18 protein-coding genes are annotated in these 17,315 nt (G+C 55.6%); 9 read left to right on the forward strand and 9 right to left on the reverse strand.

Going from position 1 to position 17,315, the window contains the following annotated elements:
- Positions 1–33 precede the first annotated feature (33 nt).
- Positions 34–402, forward strand: a complete 369-nt coding sequence (locus tag YWK_RS22060) for a patatin-like phospholipase family protein (RefSeq protein WP_026963260.1) — start codon at positions 34–36, stop codon at positions 400–402.
- A gap of 79 nt (positions 403–481) precedes the next feature.
- Here the strand turns inward: YWK_RS22060 and YWK_RS0100695 are convergent, their stop codons facing one another.
- From YWK_RS0100695 to nadC, 4 genes are read right to left on the reverse strand one after another with little or no spacing between them, the layout of a single operon-like run.
- Positions 482–1,651, reverse strand: a complete 1,170-nt coding sequence (locus YWK_RS0100695; protein WP_026963261.1) for a cysteine desulfurase family protein — start codon at positions 1,649–1,651, stop codon at positions 482–484.
- 17 nt (positions 1,652–1,668) lie between these two features.
- On the reverse strand, positions 1,669–2,775 hold the full coding sequence (gene nadA / locus YWK_RS0100700) for a quinolinate synthase NadA (protein WP_281172210.1): 1,107 nt from the start codon (positions 2,773–2,775) through the stop codon (positions 1,669–1,671).
- A 27-nt stretch (positions 2,776–2,802) separates the two neighbouring features.
- Positions 2,803–4,341: an L-aspartate oxidase gene (gene nadB, locus YWK_RS0100705; RefSeq protein ID WP_026963263.1), complete on the reverse strand. Its 1,539-nt coding sequence runs from the start codon at positions 4,339–4,341 to the stop codon at positions 2,803–2,805.
- Positions 4,316–5,212, reverse strand: coding sequence for a carboxylating nicotinate-nucleotide diphosphorylase (nadC, locus tag YWK_RS17645; RefSeq protein ID WP_245578465.1), 897 nt, complete (start codon positions 5,210–5,212; stop codon positions 4,316–4,318). The genes nadB and nadC overlap by 26 nt, the downstream gene beginning before the upstream one ends.
- 226 nt (positions 5,213–5,438) lie before the next feature.
- Here nadC and YWK_RS0100715 point away from each other — a divergent pair, with 226 nt between their 5' ends.
- Entirely contained in the window at positions 5,439–6,209 is a 771-nt protein-coding gene (locus tag YWK_RS0100715) for a class I SAM-dependent methyltransferase (protein ID WP_026963264.1), read from the forward strand.
- 36 nt (positions 6,210–6,245) lie between these two features.
- On the opposite strand, the gene YWK_RS0100720 is transcribed toward YWK_RS0100715, so the two are convergent.
- Together YWK_RS0100720 and YWK_RS0100725 are read right to left on the reverse strand one after the other, a co-directional pair.
- Entirely contained in the window at positions 6,246–6,506 is a 261-nt protein-coding gene (locus YWK_RS0100720) for a hypothetical protein (RefSeq protein WP_026963265.1), read from the reverse strand.
- A 132-nt stretch (positions 6,507–6,638) separates the two neighbouring features.
- Positions 6,639–7,562: an alpha/beta hydrolase gene (locus tag YWK_RS0100725; RefSeq protein ID WP_026963266.1), complete on the reverse strand. Its 924-nt coding sequence runs from the start codon at positions 7,560–7,562 to the stop codon at positions 6,639–6,641.
- A 138-nt stretch (positions 7,563–7,700) separates the two neighbouring features.
- On the opposite strand from YWK_RS0100725, the gene YWK_RS0100730 reads away from it, so the two are divergent.
- Positions 7,701–8,837, forward strand: a complete 1,137-nt coding sequence (locus YWK_RS0100730; RefSeq protein WP_026963267.1) for an HAD family hydrolase — start codon at positions 7,701–7,703, stop codon at positions 8,835–8,837.
- Here the strand turns inward: YWK_RS0100730 and YWK_RS0100735 are convergent.
- Positions 8,826–9,611 (reverse strand): DUF4931 domain-containing protein, encoded by a 786-nt coding sequence (locus YWK_RS0100735; RefSeq protein ID WP_035465654.1) that lies wholly within the window; start codon positions 9,609–9,611, stop codon positions 8,826–8,828. The two genes, YWK_RS0100730 and YWK_RS0100735, sit on opposite strands and share 12 nt — an antisense overlap.
- 380 nt (positions 9,612–9,991) lie before the next feature.
- Between YWK_RS0100735 and hemQ the strand changes: the two genes are divergently transcribed.
- Positions 9,992–10,738, forward strand: coding sequence for a hydrogen peroxide-dependent heme synthase (hemQ, locus tag YWK_RS0100740; RefSeq protein WP_026963269.1), 747 nt, complete (start codon positions 9,992–9,994; stop codon positions 10,736–10,738).
- 32 nt (positions 10,739–10,770) lie between these two features.
- Entirely contained in the window at positions 10,771–11,673 is a 903-nt protein-coding gene (gene trhO / locus YWK_RS0100745) for an oxygen-dependent tRNA uridine(34) hydroxylase TrhO (protein WP_026963270.1), read from the forward strand.
- Positions 11,674–11,795: 122 nt separating this feature from the next.
- Here the strand turns inward: trhO and YWK_RS0100750 are convergent, their stop codons facing one another.
- Positions 11,796–12,395, reverse strand: coding sequence for a Maf family protein (locus tag YWK_RS0100750; RefSeq protein WP_026963271.1), 600 nt, complete (start codon positions 12,393–12,395; stop codon positions 11,796–11,798).
- 188 nt (positions 12,396–12,583) lie between these two features.
- Positions 12,584–12,814 carry a small acid-soluble spore protein Tlp gene (gene tlp / locus YWK_RS0100755; protein WP_026963272.1) on the reverse strand — a complete coding sequence of 77 codons (231 nt, stop codon included), beginning with the start codon at positions 12,812–12,814 and terminating at the stop codon, positions 12,584–12,586.
- A 147-nt stretch (positions 12,815–12,961) separates the two neighbouring features.
- On the opposite strand from tlp, the gene YWK_RS0100760 reads away from it, so the two are divergent.
- From YWK_RS0100760 to YWK_RS0100775, 4 genes are all read left to right on the forward strand, one after another.
- Positions 12,962–14,272: an APC family permease gene (locus YWK_RS0100760; RefSeq protein ID WP_026963273.1), complete on the forward strand. Its 1,311-nt coding sequence runs from the start codon at positions 12,962–12,964 to the stop codon at positions 14,270–14,272.
- Between the two features lie 93 nt (positions 14,273–14,365).
- Positions 14,366–15,544, forward strand: coding sequence for a uracil-xanthine permease family protein (locus YWK_RS0100765; RefSeq protein WP_026963274.1), 1,179 nt, complete (start codon positions 14,366–14,368; stop codon positions 15,542–15,544).
- Between the two features lie 176 nt (positions 15,545–15,720).
- Positions 15,721–15,918: a hypothetical protein gene (locus tag YWK_RS0100770; RefSeq protein WP_026963275.1), complete on the forward strand. Its 198-nt coding sequence runs from the start codon at positions 15,721–15,723 to the stop codon at positions 15,916–15,918.
- Between the two features lie 220 nt (positions 15,919–16,138).
- Positions 16,139–17,311: an MFS transporter gene (locus YWK_RS0100775; RefSeq protein WP_026963276.1), complete on the forward strand. Its 1,173-nt coding sequence runs from the start codon at positions 16,139–16,141 to the stop codon at positions 17,309–17,311.
- The last annotated feature ends 4 nt before the right edge of the window (positions 17,312–17,315 follow it).

Raw genomic sequence — 17,315 nt, forward strand, 5'->3', positions numbered from 1 at the left:
AGGTTTGTTCACACCTATAAATACAGGAAATGGATGCTTGTCGATGGCGGCGTACGTGAGACGGTGCCGATATCCATTCTCCGTCAAGTCGGTTGCAACAAAATCATCGCGATTGACGTACAAAACATATCTCAAAATTGGTATCCAGTCACCATGGTGGATGTATTAAAACGTTCATTGGTGGCGCTGATAGATGAATCTACGGACAGCAGTCATTTGCAAGGGGACGATGTTCTCGTCATCAAACCAGACGTAAAAAGGACGTCGTGGTGGTCGTGCCGCAAACCCATGAAGAGCAACATTGACCTCGGATATCAGCATGTACTGAATATGCGCCAACAAATCTTTGACTTTCTGTCCGTCAAACAGAACTCGACGCCTATCCAGCGATGTGCAAAATAACGTTCATAAAAGCAGCCTGGGACACCCAAGGCACAATTGCAACATTATGCGCCCACCAGTCCGACTGGTGGGCGCCATGTTATCGAGTGAGCTTGCCACGGAGTTGGTGCACTGTCGTGTGCAACGCCTGGACGAAACGTGGAATATCCTCCGCGTGCGTTTCTCGTCCGAGACTGATGCGCAGCGATCCGTGAATGTAGCGCGGGTCAACACCCATGGCCTGCAACACGGCAGAGGGTTCCGCTGTACCGGCCGAACACGCCGAACCCGCCGAGACGTGCACCCCCATCCGGTCAAGTTCCAACAGCACGGCCTCTCCTAACACATCTGCCAAACAGATGTGCAGCACGTGCGGAAGGGTGGGCCATCCACTCACGGTATGAAGCACATCGGGCACGTGCAAGGCAATCTCGTCGGCCAGTTGGTCTCGCAACGCGGACAGCCGCTTTGACTCCTGCGCCAATTCACCCAACGCCAAGTCCAACGCAACCGCGGCTCCGTGAATCGCTGGTACATTTTCTGTGCTCGACCGCAGCCCGCGTTCCTGCCCGCCACCAAACAGAATCGGTTGTAGTTTCGCTCGACGGGTGGCAATGAGAATGCCCAACCCTTTGGGTCCGTAAAACTTGTGGGCGGAGCAGGTGAGCAAATCCACACCCAGTTGTCGAAACGACACCGGGATCTTTCCGACGGCCTGAACGGCATCGGTGTGCACCAGTATGCCACGTGGCCGGCACAACGCAGCAATGTCTGCCACCGGTTGCAGTGTTCCCACCTCGTTGTTCGCCATCATCACAGACACCAACTTGGTGTTGTCGCGAAGGGCCTTTTCCAGGTCCGACACCCGGATGACGCCGCTCTCTGGAACGGGGAGCCACGTGACGTCTACTCCTAGCCTCTCCAGCCGTCGAAAACAGTTCTTCGCCGCAGGGTGCTCGAGCTCGCTTGTGATGACGTGGATGCCATCCCCAGATGCGGTGGGGGTCTGCAAGTATTCTGCCAGGGCGCCGAAGATGGCCAAGTTGTTGGCCTCAGTCCCGCTTGACGTGAAGATCACTTCCGTCGGCTTAGCGTCCAGACACTGTGCGATGCGAGCGCGGGCGAGCTCCACCGTCTGCTTCGCTTTCCGGCCTTCTTCGTGCAAGCTGGACGGATTGCCAAACTGTGTTTCGTAGACGCTAACCATTTCTCGCAATACTTCCGGGCGCAGCGGGGTGGTGGCGCAGTAATCCAGGTAGAGCGTATCCATAGCTCCGATTCTCCTCGTTACGCGATGGTAAGCATTTTGTCCAACGCGAGTTTTGCGAATTCGGCGACTTCACTCGGCACTTGAATCTGATTGACAACTTCGCCGCGGCAGAGTGATTCCAGTGCCCAGGTCAGGTGTTCCGGGGAAATGCGCGACATCGTCGTACACGGGCAGACAATCGGATTGAGACTGAGGATGGTCTGCTCCGGGTGCTGTTTTGCCAACCGGTGCACCAGGTTCACTTCTGTACCGATGGCCCAGACCGTACCCGGTTTGGCTGCTTCGACTTGGGCGATGATGTACTCGGTCGATCCGAACATGTCCGCCGCCGCGACCACGTCGTGGTTACACTCGGGGTGAACCAGTACTTGAATCTCAGGGTACTGCTTTCGCAGTGCCTCCACCTGCGCGACATTGAAACGCTGATGTACGGAACAGAAACCCTTCCAGAGGATGACCTTCACGTGCTGCGGCGTTTGGCCTGGGAGCCACTCGAACTGACCAGTCTGCTGGTTGTAGACGACAAGTTCCTTGTCCGTCATGCCCATGTCCAGTGCCGTATTGCGGCCCAGGTGCTCGTCTGGGAAAAACAGCACGCGTTCACCTTGTGCAAGCGCCCAGGTCAGGATTTTCCGGGCGTTGGACGAGGTACAAACGGCGCCCCCATGGCGTCCGCAGAACGCTTTTAAGACAGCTGCGGAGTTCACGTAGGTGATGGGCACTGTGGTGCCCCCGAAGACGTCCGTGACCGTTTCCCAACACTCGTCCACCTGGTCTGGGTTTGCCATGTCCGCCATCGAGCAGCCAGCGTTGAGATCTGGCAAGACAACTACCTGTTCCGGCCCAGTCAAGATATCGGCGGTTTCCGCCATGAAGTGTACGCCGCAAAACACGATGTACTTGGCCGTCGTGTTTTGCGCTGCGAGCCGTGCCAATTTAAACGAGTCACCGGTGAGGTCTGCGAACTGGATCACTTCATCCCGTTGATAGTGATGCCCAAGGATCAGCAGATCTTGGCCGAGCGTGGCTTTCGCTTGGGCAATTCGCGCTTGCCACTCAGACGCAGATAACCCCATGTATTCTTTCGGCAATCCAGTTTGGATGGGTATGGTTGCAGTCGTCACGATATCTACCTCCATGTTGGTCAGTTTCTAATGGGTAGGGACCGTCGCATACGTACATGGTTGTTGCAGTCGAGTGTCCACGCAGTCCAGTGCCGACTCCGTCTTAGGAAAATCGGATCGATAGTGGGCGCCGCGGCTTTCTTCGCGCAACAGCGCGCTCTGGACAACGAGCAGCGCCGTGTACACTGCTGCAGCGTGGGGGTACCTATCCTGCAACGCAAGTAAGTTGGACAACCCATGCTGCAGTTGAGCGCCGTCTCGGACGATGCCTGCACATGTCCACATCACGTCCTGTACTTGGCTCAGTAACTCGGGTGGAGGTGTGGTAAATCTTGTCACTGGTTGTAGCGAATCGGGTGCCTCAAGCGGCATTTCCTCCGTGTCCTGTAATACGAGCGACAATTGGTGCGCCATCACCAGACATTCGAGCAGTGAGTTGCTCGCCAGCCGATTCGCTCCATGCAAGCCGGTGCTGGAGACTTCGCCAACCGCGTACAATCCGGGAACACAGGTTTCACCGGCCAGTGTGGCTTCCACGCCGCCCATCATGAAGTGGGCAGCTGGAGCAACCGGCAGCAAGTCGCGCTCTGGGTTGTAGCCGCGCGCCAGGCAGCCGTTGAAAATGGTAGGGAACCGCGCCTGAAAGTCGTCCACCTTCCGTGCATCCAGGTACACAGGTTCGCCGCGTTGCAAGGATTCATAGATGGTTCGAGCAATAACGTCGCGCGGAGCCAGGTCTTGCATGGGGTGGAAGGCCATCAAGCGGCGACCATCCCTGTACACCAAGTGCGCCCCTGCGCCGCGAACCGCTTCTGAGATGAGAAAGCGTGGATTACAGTCCGCGTCGAGCGCGGTTGGATGAAACTGGACAAACTCAAGGTTTCGAACGGTTGCACCCACCGAGTGCGCTAAGGCAATACCGTCTCCGGTGGAACCCGGAGGGTTGGTTGTCCGCGCATACAGCTGTCCAGCTCCTCCTGTGGCCAGAACAGTCCCGCGGCGGGCACGTATCCACAGCTCTTCACCGCTGTTCGCATCCGTTGCGAGCACACCTGCGACGCGCCCGTTGGCATCGACAAGTAAACTATTCACGGCGTGGTGGTTGAGATGAACGATGTTCAGCTCGTCACCAAGGCGTGCGTGGAGACTCAACATCACGTTTTTCCCGCTCGCATCTCCCCCGGCGTGCAGGATGCGCCGCCGAGAGTGTGCCCCTTCCAATCCCAACGAGAGGCGCCCTGTCTTGCCATCCACATCAAACGACACGCCTAGGCGCTCAAGCCAGCGCACCCTATCTGGTGCTGCGCCTGCCACATCCGCTACCACAGCGGGATGGCACAGCCCGTGTCCCGCGTTCAACGTATCCGCCACGTGGAGTTCTACGCTATCCCCGTGGTCGACGGCGGCGGCGATGCCTCCCTGCGCCCAGTAGGAATTGCAGCCTGTGACAGGCTCTTTGGAGACAACGGCGACGTCACCCCATTGGCACAGTTCCAGGGCGGCGGCGGTGCCTGCCAGTCCACAGCCGACAATGACGAAGTCAAACGCGAGGCGGTTCATTTCCATCCCTTCTTTCTCCAGCGGTCACGCCTTGCGCCCCGTCAATGGTGATATCAAGCCCCACGTCGACACTGGTGGCACCATGAGTGAGCGCACCCATGGAGATGTAATCGACTCCAGTATTTGCAACGGCACGCAGCCGCTCGACACTCATATTTCCGGACGCCTCCAGGGGCACTTTGCCTGCGGTCATTCGAACCGCTTGCTCCATGGTGGGGCAGTCCATGTTGTCCAGCAAAATCATGTCTACATCGCACTGCAGCGCTTCTTCCAGCTGGGACAGGGTGTCTACTTCCACTTCGACGCGAGTGGAAATGCTGGCGTACAGTCGCGCGCGGCGCACGGCTTCCCGGACGCTGCCGGCCAGGGCGATGTGGTTGTCCTTAATGAGTATCATGTCGTCGAGCCCGAATCGGTGGTTGTGGCCGCCACCCATTCGCACTGCGTACTTTTCGAGCGTTCGCCACCCCGGGGTCGTCTTCCGGGTATCGAGAAGCTTGGCCTTCGTGCCTTCCAGTTCCGCAACCGCTCGTGCAGTGGCCGTCGCAATACCCGTAAGGCGGGCGAGAAAGTTCAGCGCCGTGCGCTCACCGGACAGCACGGAGAGGGCGGGGCCTTCCACCTGACACACGAGCGCCTTCTCAGACAGGTGCGTGCCGTCCGATATGGCAGGAATCACCTGCACGCGGGGATCGAGCGTTTGAAATACGGCCTGTACCACAGGCAACCCCGCGACCACGGCTGGCTGCTTGATGTAGATGGCTGCAGCGGCACTCCACTCAGGGTCCATGATGGCTTCCGATGTCTGATCTCCACGGCCGATGTCTTCCTGCAATGCAAGTCGAATCAAACGATATACAGAATCTAATAGAATCACCAGAACACCTCCCGGCGGTGAATCAAGCAATCGAATTTGTATGAACATGTGTATATACACTTGTAACCTCAACTAATGTACACCCTGGATGCGAAAATGACCAGACTTTGTCGACATCGAATGTGCTGCCATTCGAATTTTCAATGGGAGGCAGACGACTTCCGATGAACCACAATGGGGGAATTCACTATGATAAACGTGACAGCTAGCGAAACGGGGTGTTGTTGTGGAGCATGAAAAACGATTGGTCCAACAGCAATTTGGAAAAACGGCGGCGTCGTATGTAGCGAGCCGTACGCATGGTGATGAGGCATCGCTATCTCAACTGATTCAGATGCTCCATCCACAAGCGACGTGGATTGGCCTCGATATCGCCACAGGCGGTGGACATCTGGCGGGAGCCCTGGCTCCTCATGTCACCTGGATGTTTGCGACAGACATCACGCCGGACATGTTAGCCGCTGCAAGAGGTCACCTGACAAAAAACGGGTGCACCAATGTGGGATATGTGGTAGCAGATGCGGAGCAACTCCCGTTTCTGGAGGACAGTTTTGACGTAGTCACGTGCCGCATTGCAGCACATCACTTCCCGAACCCAAAGGCGTTTGTGGCAGAGGTCCGCAGAGTGTTAAAACCAGGTGGTCGGTTTCTGTTGGTGGACAACGTGGCTCCAGAGGATGACGACTGCGCGCAGTTTCTCAACACGTTTGAAAAGATGCGCGACATCAGCCACGTACGGTGTTTGAAAGTCTCGGAGTGGACTGGAGTGTTCCAGGAACAAGGTTTGACTGTGGTTCGGCAGGAGCAGAAGAGAAAAACACTGGAGTTTGAGCCGTGGATGGAACGCATGGCTGAGAGCGAGGAGCACAGGCAGGCGGTTGAGCAGTATCTGCTACAGGCAACCGAAAAGCAGAAACAAACATTTTCCATTGATGTCTCTGAAGGAAGAGTTTCGCAATTTGCGATGGACGAATGGGCGGTTGTTTGTGAAGGATAGCGGATATCCAGAGGGGGCCAGTGGCCCCTTCACGAATTACGACGGATTCAGGTCGGACAGCGTGTCTTGCGCATCCGCAAGCTCCGCGCGTGCCTCTTCAAGCGCTTGTTTGTTGTCGGAGTTCACAGCGGATTCCACGGCGTTACCGGCCTTCTCGACGGCATTCGAAGCTTGATCTACCGCGGTGTCGGTCGGATGGGACTCCGCCTGGTGAACTGCCCGCGTCGCTTTGGCGACAGAAGCCTGAGCCTGGGAGAGTGGGCTTTGCGACTGCATGCTGGTTGATTCCTTCGCCAATTCTCACCGCTCCTTTCCATGGACTGCTTCAGTTCCTTAATGTGAGCAGGAATGGTCATTTTATGTGCTCACATGGAGATCCCACTTTGGCGGGAGCGGTTTCGACGGAAGTGTAACGCCAGAATGGCTACGTCATCGGTGTGCCAACATCCATTGGAGAATGTCTGCAGCGACCTCGTCGCGATTCAGCTCGTTGAGCATCTCATGGCGCCCATCCCGGTACAACTTGACGGAGACGTCTGAAAATCCAGCGTTGTAGAGTTGGCGGACGTACTTCCGCACGCCCTTCCCGTGTCCGCCCACCGGATCTTTCTCTCCAGAGAAAATGAACATTGGGAGGTCTTTCGGCGTGTTGGCCAGCGTTCGCGCGGACAGTGCCTCCATCAAACCGGCATAGAAGTGGTAGAACGATTCGTTGGTAAACGGCTGTCCACAATACGGGTCTTGGGTGTAGCGGTCGACTTCATTGGCGTCGCGGGACAGCCAGTCGAAATCGGTTCGAGTGGGTTTGAACGATTGGTTGTACCTGCCAAAGACCAAGCGGTTTAGACTTTTGCTGCGCGCGGTGAATCCTTTGGAACGCATCTTTCGTTTGGCGAGGTGCATGCCGACACGTACCGCTACGCGAGGAGGAGACCCGGTCCCGGAAAGGATGGCGCCTGCCACAGTGTCTCCGTACTTTCCGAGGTACAGCCGCACGAGGAAGGAGCCCATGCTGTGGCCCAATACATACACAGGTAGGGCCTGGTGTCGCGTACGAATCACGTCGTTCACTGTCTTGATGTCTTCGGCCATGCGCCGGAACCCGTCAGGACCAATGTCCCCAAGCAACTCGGGGGATGGCGCCGTCTGCCCGTGCCCACGCTGGTCGTGCCCGTATACGACATAGCCATGTTCTGTTGCGCACGCAGCAAGTCGGGCGTACCGGGCGGCCGTCTCGCTCATGCCGTGGACAATGTGCAAAATCCCAACGGGGGAATCCTCGTCGGGGGACCACTGATAGACAAACAGCTTCTGACCGTCCCAGGTCGGAACGGTAAAGGTCTGTTCCTGCACAGAGGGCACCTCCTCGCTATGAACGGTCATGTCTGGATTGGTCGTACGTTGACGCTGCCGTTAAAAATTCGAATCTCTACGATGAATTATACGAGTGACTGAGATATGATGCTATCAAGGAATGAAGGGGGCGTAGTGGTGTATTCAACCATCCTGTTTGATATCGACGGTGTCATGTTGAGCGAAGAGCGGTACTTTGACGCATCTGCACTGACCGTGTACGAGATGCTGTGTAGCGACGACTGGTTGGGGCTCCGTGTCGACGGACTGCCGGATTTCACGGTGCAACCAGATGATGAACACATCCAGCACATTCGATCCACGGTCTTTGCGAACGACGCTGTGCTGGACACCATGAAGTCGGCCGGTGTCAATGCAAACTGGGATATGGTGTACTTGCAGTTCATGTACCAGTGGTACCGTTTGCTGCGAGAGGTGTCAATCTCCAAGCCGCACTGGCGGCAGGTTCGGGATGCGCTGGACGAGTCCTGGGGACACGAGTCCATTCGCGCGGTGGGTTCGATTTTGAGAGAACACGGGTGCAGCATCCAGCCAGAATCGTTCGCAGCGTTCTCTCAACGTTTTGGAGATTGTGCCGATAGGGCGGCGATGTTCACGAAGATTGAACAGTGGTTTGCCGAATTGTTCGAATCCGAAGGGCAGCTGGCTGACGACTTGCAGACCGTGTACGACCTCGGTGTCGACGTGTTTCAGGCCTGGTACTTGGGTGACGAATACAGCGCGGGGCCTGCCGTCGGAAAACACGGGTTCGTCCAGCAGGAAATCCCGCTCGCAGCGCCGGAATCGCTTGCTGCGCTGTTTGAACTCTGTACCAAAACGGGTGCCACCTTGGGCGTCGCGACCGGGCGTCCGCAGATTGAAACGGAAGTACCGTTTCACGTGTACGGGTGGGAACGGCACTTCCCGAAAAATCGGATCACGACTGCCTCAGACGTGCGCCAAACGGAGCAGCGGTACCCGCATTTGCGGCCCTTGTCGAAGCCGCACCCTTTCTCCTACGTGAGAAGTTGGCTCGGCACCAACGCTGAATCCGCTCTTGCACAGACGTTACCGCTTCCGACCGAAGTGGGCCAAAGCATTCTCATCGTCGGCGACTCGGTGGCGGACTGGAAAGCTGCCAGGTCCATGGGGTGTCACTTTGCCGCTGTGTTGACGGGGCTGACCGGCGCGCAAGCTCGTCAGACGTTCGAACAACTGGGGTGTGAGTACATTCTTAACAACGTTCTCGACCTCGCACAGGCGTTACACCTCTAGGCGCTCTTGCTCGACGAAGTAGCGCTCCTTGATTTCCTCCGCGACTTCGTCAATGCGGTCTGACACTTGCGGGATGCCAAATCCTACATACAGTGGTGAAGTGACGAAGCGAGGCACTATTTTCACGCGCCACTCGCCATGTAACCCATAGAAAAACAGATTGTAACTGTTGCAGTTTCGGCTGAAGTGATTCATGATGTAGTGCACCGCGATTTGCGTGAAATCGGCGCAGTCATCGAGATATCGAAGGTCGTCCAGAAGGACGTTGAATTCTACAAATCCGACGCGCGGCAGGGTGGATACGTTCAACTCCACCCCTTGCCGCTTGGCGATGACAATTCCCGTGAACTGCGACTCTTCCACATGTTGCATGGCGTCCACATACTTCAATCCGACAATCTGCATGTGTGGGTGACGAATGGTTCCGCCCGAGTACGGTCCGTGATTCTTGTAAAACAGGACGGAGGCGTAGTCCCCGCTGTCGGACATGTCCTGCCATTTCGCGAATGCGAAACGGAACAGGCGATGCAGGTGATCCGGCGTGTACAGGGACAGGTCGGAGTCACACTCATGGGTTTCAATGATGACGGTTTGCAACGTATCTTCCAGCACCGGATACTTGTTTTTCAACCAAATGATATTGCCCTCTTCTGCGAGAATTCCAGACAGTTGAGAACGGTTACAAAATGGACACGCGGTCTCGCGATTCACGATGCTTTCTGGCTTTTGCCGTCCGATGTGCGAGTTAAAGCGCAGGTGTGTGTTCGAAGACATCCAGATTCCTCCCTGTCCGCGCGGATGACCCTATTATACCTTCATCGATTTGAGTGCCGATCCACTTTCGTGGTATGGGCAAGGTCTGCGCATCGCATAGATTCTCTCTGGCGCGCAGACACTACAACGCATGCGGCCAGGCAAAAGCGGGTCCAAACGGTCAATTTTTCATGGCTTTCTCGTGACATTTTCGTGGCGGTCACCATCATGGATGGTCAAAACATTTGTGTGCTATGATCCATTGCGGTACTTTTATAGCAGAGGCCAGCGTGTCGCAAGATGTCTGAGTATGTTGTGCGAACAGGCGAAAAAACTCGGACACGCCTTGTAGAGCCGTTGACTGTAGCGGTGAATGTATTCGGTGAAGGAGAGCTCCAGCCATGAACGAAGCCGTGCAAACAATAGAAGGTTGGTACACATATCACGATTTTCGCAAAGTGAATTGGTCTGCGTGGAAGGCCGCGAGTGCGTCGGATCGTCGACAAGCGTTGGACGAGCTGCTCAGCTTGTCTAGAGAATTCGCGGATGACGCAAAAAACAAGCGGGGGGCCTACGGACAGTACGCCATTGCAGGGCACAAGGCAGATTTGCTATTCTTGCACATGCGCCCCACCCTCGATGAGCTCAATGAGGTCAAGGCCCGCTTCCAAAAAACGCGGTTTGCGGATTACACGACGGATTCGTACTCTTACGTGTCCATCGTCGAACTCAGCGCATATTTGGCCAAGCCGGGGGTGGATGTCGACTCCGACCCGTACCTGCAGAGCAGACTAAAGCCTACGCTTCCAGATACACAGTACGTGTGCTTCTATCCAATGAACAAGCGCCGTCAAGGCGAGGACAACTGGTACATGTTGTCGCTGGAAGAACGTCGGGAAATGATGAAGAGCCACGGCCTGATTGGGCGGAGTTATGCAGGTAAGGTGACGCAAATCATCACAGGGTCAGTCGGTCTGGACGACTGGGAATGGGGTGTCACCCTCTTCAGCGAGGATGCATTGCAGTTTAAGAAATTGGTGTACGAGATGCGCTTTGATGAAGCGAGTGCGCGGTTTGGTGAATTTGGACCGTTCCTCGTTGGAAACAAGTTGACGGACGCAGCCTTGGAACGTTTGCTGCAAGTATGACGACAACATTGGAACAGACAGGTGAATGTACAGTGAACGACCGAGACACACAAGCGTACCAAGTGCTCTTGTACTACAAGTACGTGAAGATTGATAACCCTGAGGAATTCGCGAAAGACCACTTGGAGTTCTGCAAGGCAGTGGGTCTGCGTGGGCGAATCCTCGTGGCGCACGAAGGCATTAACGGAACGGTGTCGGGCACGGTGTCGCAAACCGGACAGTACATGATGCACATGCATGCGGATCCGAGGTTCCGCGACATGGAATTCAAAATCGAGCCGACCAACGGACATGTATTCAAGCGCTTGTCTGTGCGGCCCAGGAAGGAAATTGTGCATCTTGGACTCGAAGACGATATCGACCCGAATCAGTTAACGGGCAAGTACCTCGAGCCGAAAGAGTTCTACGAAATGCTGAACCGCGAGGACGTTATTGTGCTCGATGCTCGGAACGACTACGAATATGACATCGGTCACTTTAAAGGGGCGATTCGCCCGAATGTCAGGACGTTTCGTGAGTTACCCCAGTGGATTCGGGAGAACCTCACACAGTACAAAGATAAGAAGGTCATCATGTACTGTACGGGCGGCATTCGGTGCGAAAAACTGTCTGGTTTTCTGTTGCGCGAGGGATTTCAGGATGTTTCGCAGCTGCACGGGGGCATCATCCGGTACGGCCAGGATCCCGAAGTGCAGGGGAAAGGGTTTGAAGGCAAGTGTTACGTCTTCGACGAGCGCATCTCAGTGCGCGTCAATCGGTTGGAAGACAAAGTGGTGGGCCAGTGTCATCACTGTGGAAAGCCGGAAGACCGATACATCAACTGTGCTTATCCACCGTGCCACAAACAATACATTTGCTGTGAAGCGTGTGAAACTGAACACGAAGGATTTTGTTCGGACGAGTGCAGAGAACTGGCACTGCAGAGCCAACGGTAACGTTGGCTCTGTTTTGTGTCCAGCATTTTCGTGTGGATTGGCGCGAGTTGAAATATCATGTTCCAATGGGTCAAATGCAAGGTATGTACAATATTCGCGTCATTGCGTTGCCTTCGCAAGCCTCAGAAGATGGACCATCCAAGTTGGCGGAAGAAGTCGGCCAGGAGGTACAACGGAAGCCCTACGACGGTAAAGTAATCTCCGTGGATACCCGTGACAAGGGTAGAACCGAGGCCTTGTATGGCGTACGCTCCCGCCTTGTCCATGGGTTCTCCGCTTTTGACATAGCGAGTGATCTCTTCCCGAATCAGTGGCCGCATGGTCACTTCCGTTCGCGAATGGCTGACCAGCGTCCTCGCATCTGGGATCCGCCAGACACACAGTCCGGTATATACTTCGTGGGTTCGTCCTTGAAGCATCGTCAGCATGTCCTCGGCATGCGCTTCCGATGTAGGTTTGCCCAGGATTTGTCCGTCGAGGACGACGATAGTATCTGCGCCAATGATGACGGTATCACGCTGCGTTGCTTGATACTTCGCTGCGATTGCGGACGCTTTACGGCGGGCCAAAGTCTCGACGAAAGCAGACGGCGGGATCTGTTCTGCAATGTGTTCATCCGCGTCGCTGACCTCGGCCCGAAAGGGTAGGCCGAGCGTACTGAGCAGTTCTTTTCGCCGTGGAGATCCGGAAGCGAGTACAATGTCAGGGTTTGTTGTGGTCACGAGATTTCACCTTGCTTTCGCGCTTCTGTGTTTTATCTTCTCCAGTATACTGCGCAGTAACCAGTGGTCTACACCGGATGAGCCGATGGAGGAACTTGAAGCACCGGAGTTTGGACGACTGGAGTGGCTGATGGGACAGGTAGAAAAGGGGCTGCCCGTGTGCAGCCCCTTTTTCTGGGTGTGTGCGGTTACTTCAGATACTGCTGCGAATCCGATTCATCCGCAATTTCTTCCCGTAGCCCTTCAATGGCCCGTTCTCGGCGGTCGTTTTTGGCTTCCAGCGCCTCGCGGTCCTTCGCGTTCATTTCGTCGCTGTGCGCCTTGAGGAAGTCTTCGGACTCCCGCAGATTTGCCATGGTATTCTGGATATTGTTCGCAATGCGGTCCACATTGTCGCTCCGATCATCCGGCTTTGGCATACAGGCACTCTCCTTCGCGTTGATGGACTGGGGTTGTGGGACTCACAGAACGATATTCTGCGCACCCATCACCGATTTATGTGGGCGTGGACCGTTACTTTTTGGCGGCCTGGGCTCAGAGATCTGAAGTAAGGAGGATACACGGTATTGCAGACGTCTTCACGGCAACGGAAACTACATACGTTAGATGCGGTCGCACTCACCGTTGGAAGCATGGTCGGTGCGGGCATTTTTTCCGTCCTCGCGCTGACGGTGAAGACGGCGGGAGTCTCTGCCATCGCGGCATGGGTACTCGTCGTCGTACTGAGTTTGCCCATGGCCCTGACATTCAGCGACCTAGTCGGCGTCCTCAGTCAGTCAGGTGGTCCCTACGTCTACATCCGGGACAAGTCCAGACCTTGGCTGGGTCTGTGGACGGCCTGGTTGTTTTTCGTGTCTGCCGCGGGAGCGGCGCAAGCGCTGTTCATCGCCCTCACCGGAATGCTCCGGGAGTTGGGGGTGCACCATGTGTTCGGGTGGAGCAGTCTCATCGTACTGATATTAGCAGGTGTCACGTCTGTGGGCATTCACATGGGCGCCCTCGTTCAACGTGTCCTCACCATCGGCACTGTCGGACTGCTCGTGTTGTGCATTGTCATTGGATGCATGCATCCTACGCAAGTGAGCCTGGCGCGCTCGTCTGATTGGGCCATCCACCTCGGTCTCCCTCGTGATGTGTTGCAGGCTACGTTTTTTGCGTTTTGGACTTATTCCGGTTGGGAGGCGGTTGCGGTACCGTCTGGCGCATACAAAAGTCGGCGTTCTTTGGCCTTTGGAATGATCATTGGGTCTTTGCTGGTCGGCGTACTGTACATCCTTGTAGCCTGTTCCGCCATTGCTTCCGTACCGGTGGACCAGCTGTCGCGCTACACCAACCCCCTGATCTTGGTCGGGCGATTGTGCGGACCGGTTGCGTCGGCAGTGATAGGGTGGGGGGCGTTGGTGGTGGTTGTCGGTTCCCTACTCTCTTGGCTGATTGCCACCACGACACTGGTACAGGCGACGACGCGCGATGGACTACTGCCACTGCCACGCTCGTGGAGATGGTATCGGGGTGAGTACCATCCTCTGGTTCCTTGGGGCATTGCGCTCGTGCTTGTGCTGGGGTCTCGGCTTCCCATCTTCTCTGCCGCGGTGGCGGCTAGTTCGCTGACTGCGCTGATTGGCTATGCTGTCGTCTTTGCGGTCGCCCTATTTGATTCAGAGCCGTGGGGAGGCGTCTTCCGCAATCACGGAAAGCGCAGGGTGTTCGCAGCGCTCTCCCTATTGACGACCGTTCTGTTTATCGTCTTCAGCGGTTGGAACAACGTCTGGCCGGCCCTTGTGTTGGCTCTCTGTGGTGCAGCCCTGTTGTGGTTGCGGAGAAAGTACTGGTCACCGCCTGTTCCATCCATCACGCGTACAGAGCGTACATCATAAATCCCATCGCATGGTTTCGTACCGCTGTACTATCGCTGCTCAGAACGGTATATTAGGGTGGGCTTCGGAATCATCGAAGGGGGATTTATGAGTATGGAAAGATTTTTGCGGGCCATTCCGTTGTCCGTGCAGCACGTGTTTGCGATGTTTGGATCCACAGTGTTGGTGCCGTTCCTCACTGGGCTGGATCCGGGAAGCACACTGGTCGCGAGTGGCCTTGGCACGCTGATTTTTCATTTCATCACGCGAGGGAAGGTGCCGACGTACCTCGGCTCATCGTTTGCATTCATTGCACCGCTCACTCTCTACGTGACAAAGAATCAGTCACCTGGACAAGCTGCGGCAGGTCTCATTGCTGTCTCCGTGGTGTACGCAGTGGTTTCGCTGCTTGTGGCCGCCTTTGGATTCCACCACATTCGCAGGATCATTCCGCCAGTCGTCGTTGGACCGGTCGTTTCCATCATCGGCTTGTCGCTCGCGACCACGGCGGTTACGAACATGGCTGCGAAGCACTGGGATGTCGCTATTGTCAGTCTCGTAGTGGCTATCGTCGCTTCGTTGGCTGGCCCCCGCCAAATGCGGATCATTCCTCTACTGATGGGCATTATTGTTGGGTATCTGTACGCTCTTGCGCGCGGGCTCGTTGATTTTTCCAGCTTGAGTAAAGCACCTGTGATTGCCGTTCCGCACTTTGTGTTGCCGCACTTCACAGGCGACGTGATTCTCGCGATGGCACCGATTGCGCTTGTGACCATCATCGAAGATCTCGGTCACATGTTCGTGTTGAACGAGATCATTCAGCGCGACGTGACAAAGAATCCTGGATTTTCCAGCATTCTGATTGGCAATGGCTTAGCCACAGCCGTGTCCGCGTTAATAGGTGGACCCGCTCAGACAACGTACGCGGAGAACCTAGGGGTGCTTGCGATTACTCGCCAATTCTCCAGTCGCATCATCGAGGGTGCTGCTGTCATCGCCATCATCCTCGGATTGTTTGGCAAAGTGGGTGCCTTGATTCAGACCATTCCCACGCCTGTGATGGGTGGCATCAGCATTCTGTTGTTTGGCATGATTGCTGCCATGGGTATCCGCCATGTGATTGAAGAGAAGGTCAATCTTGCCAACATGAAGAACCTGGTTGTGGTCGCCATCATTTTCATCATCGGTGTCGGTTATCCGAACAACGGAATCGCGTACGCGACGCTGGCCGGCCTGCTGGTATATTGGATCATTCCGGACTTTACAGTGGACAAAAAAGAGAACCACGAATGAGTGACGTGGTGATTTTCATTGGGACATGGCATAGAAGTGACCGGACAAAGCGGATGGGTCCATCGTCGACCCGTCCGCTTTTATCGTATTGACCGATGTTTCGCGCGTGTAATCAAAGCGTCGTCGGGGTACCCTACATGTTGGTTCGGGTCCGCCATCAGCGGAGGGAGATGCCGATGACATCGAGGAGAAAGTCGATTGGACGCGGTGACGAAGCTTCAGGGCCTGTAATGGACCCACTCGCGAGTCAAAGTATGGCTCGCGGCGAAAGTGTGGAGAAGCTGATGAACCATCGCTTTGGCACTCCTGAACAGGGCAAGTACTCGCGCCGGCTTGGTGGCGAGTACGGATCTTCCGTCAGCAACTTGCAGTAGTTGCAGTCGCACAGTTTGCGTCTTGATTCAAAAGTCAGACGAAAACGGCGGCACCCTAACCGATTCACCCCCGGGCTATGTCCGGGGGTGAATGAGCTCAGGGATCTGTCGTTTCTACCCGCGATTCAACGAGGCGTAGTTTTTCCGGTATACTTGAGATCATGGGGCCATGATATGATGATGTTCAGGGCGAGTCCAACCTGTCGCTGAAGGAGTTTCTATGAAAAAGCCGCTTGTATTGTACTGTATCAGCGAGGTGTTTCTCAGTCTCGGTCTGGGGATTGTACTCTACGCGCTCCCGTTTTTATATAAATCGGCCGGGTTATCTGATGCGACCATTGGATTGCTCTTGGCCACCAATGCTGCGGTGTCGGGCGTTTCTGCACTGTTGCTCGGATCTGTTGCGGACCGAATTGGCGCCTCCAAAGTTGTGAAAATTGCTACATTGCTGCTGGGATTGAGCTATCTATTCACGGCATTCGGTCACCGTGCCTCGATGTGGCTTGTCACATCAAGTGTGTCCGGGCTAGGCGGTGCATTGCTCACCTCGACGGAGAACGTGGTGCTCACCGCGTTGACGCAGAACCAGGAGAAGGCGCGTCTACTTAGTCGATTTTTCGCCATGTACACGTTTGTGATGGGCGTTGGATCCATTGTGGCGGGCCCCATTTGCGCGTACGCATCGTACCGGGTCGCGATATTCCTCGGAGCGGCCATTGCCCTTGTGGCTCCTGTCATTCGATACTTTGTCCGAGTGGAAGATGTCACATCGTCGCGAATGTTCAAATTGCCTTCCCGAAGGCTGCTGGCGATGTGCGCGTACGCGATGATCTTCGGGATTGCCACCGGGCTGTTTAATCCGTTTGCGACGCTGATTTTGAAGGCCCAGTTCGGCATTGGTGACAACATCGTCGCGCCCATTTCCGCAGCATCCACGCTGATGATGTCGCTGGGGGGCTTTGCCGTGGCGCCATTGCTTCGCCACCTCAAGCATGAACGGACGCTGTTGCTCAGCTTTGCGCTATCCATCGTCTTTACGTTGGGGCTTGGATTACTCGGGAACGTGTACGCGTTCTCGGGACTGTATCTGTTGCGGACGGCGTCAACCAGCGTTCCCGGGTCTATTGTGGATGCGACGTTCCTGAACATCACCACGCCGACGGAGTACTCACAGATGTTCGGGGTGCGTATTTTCGGCAACAATGTCGGAACAGCCATTGGATCTCTTGGAGGAGGATATTTGTTGACCAACGCAGGGCGTAGCGTCCTCTACGCCACGTCAGCCGTAGTGTTCGCTGTCGCGTGTACCTATCTGATGATCCTGCTCCGCAAACTGCGTCACACAAGTGCCATGACGTCGGTCCCTTTGCAGGATTCGTCGATGTCTAAGTAGGAGG

This window comes from Alicyclobacillus pomorum DSM 14955 (genome assembly GCF_000472905.1).
GTDB lineage: Bacteria > Bacillota > Bacilli > Alicyclobacillales > Alicyclobacillaceae > Alicyclobacillus_A > Alicyclobacillus_A pomorum.

Coding starts and splice junctions, on each gene's coding strand:
- YWK_RS22060 (WP_026963260.1), top strand. CDS start 34: ATGCTTGTCGATGGCGGCGTACGTGAGACGGTGCCGATATCCATTCTC.
- YWK_RS0100695 (WP_026963261.1), bottom strand. CDS start 1,651: ATGGATACGCTCTACCTGGATTACTGCGCCACCACCCCGCTGCGCCCG.
- nadB (WP_026963263.1), bottom strand. CDS start 4,341: ATGGAAATGAACCGCCTCGCGTTTGACTTCGTCATTGTCGGCTGTGGA.
- YWK_RS0100735 (WP_035465654.1), bottom strand. CDS start 9,611: ATGTCTTCGAACACACACCTGCGCTTTAACTCGCACATCGGACGGCAA.
- hemQ (WP_026963269.1), top strand. CDS start 9,992: ATGAACGAAGCCGTGCAAACAATAGAAGGTTGGTACACATATCACGAT.
- tlp (WP_026963272.1), bottom strand. CDS start 12,814: ATGCCAAAGCCGGATGATCGGAGCGACAATGTGGACCGCATTGCGAAC.
- YWK_RS0100765 (WP_026963274.1), top strand. CDS start 14,366: ATGGAAAGATTTTTGCGGGCCATTCCGTTGTCCGTGCAGCACGTGTTT.
- YWK_RS0100770 (WP_026963275.1), top strand. CDS start 15,721: ATGACATCGAGGAGAAAGTCGATTGGACGCGGTGACGAAGCTTCAGGG.
- YWK_RS0100775 (WP_026963276.1), top strand. CDS start 16,139: ATGAAAAAGCCGCTTGTATTGTACTGTATCAGCGAGGTGTTTCTCAGT.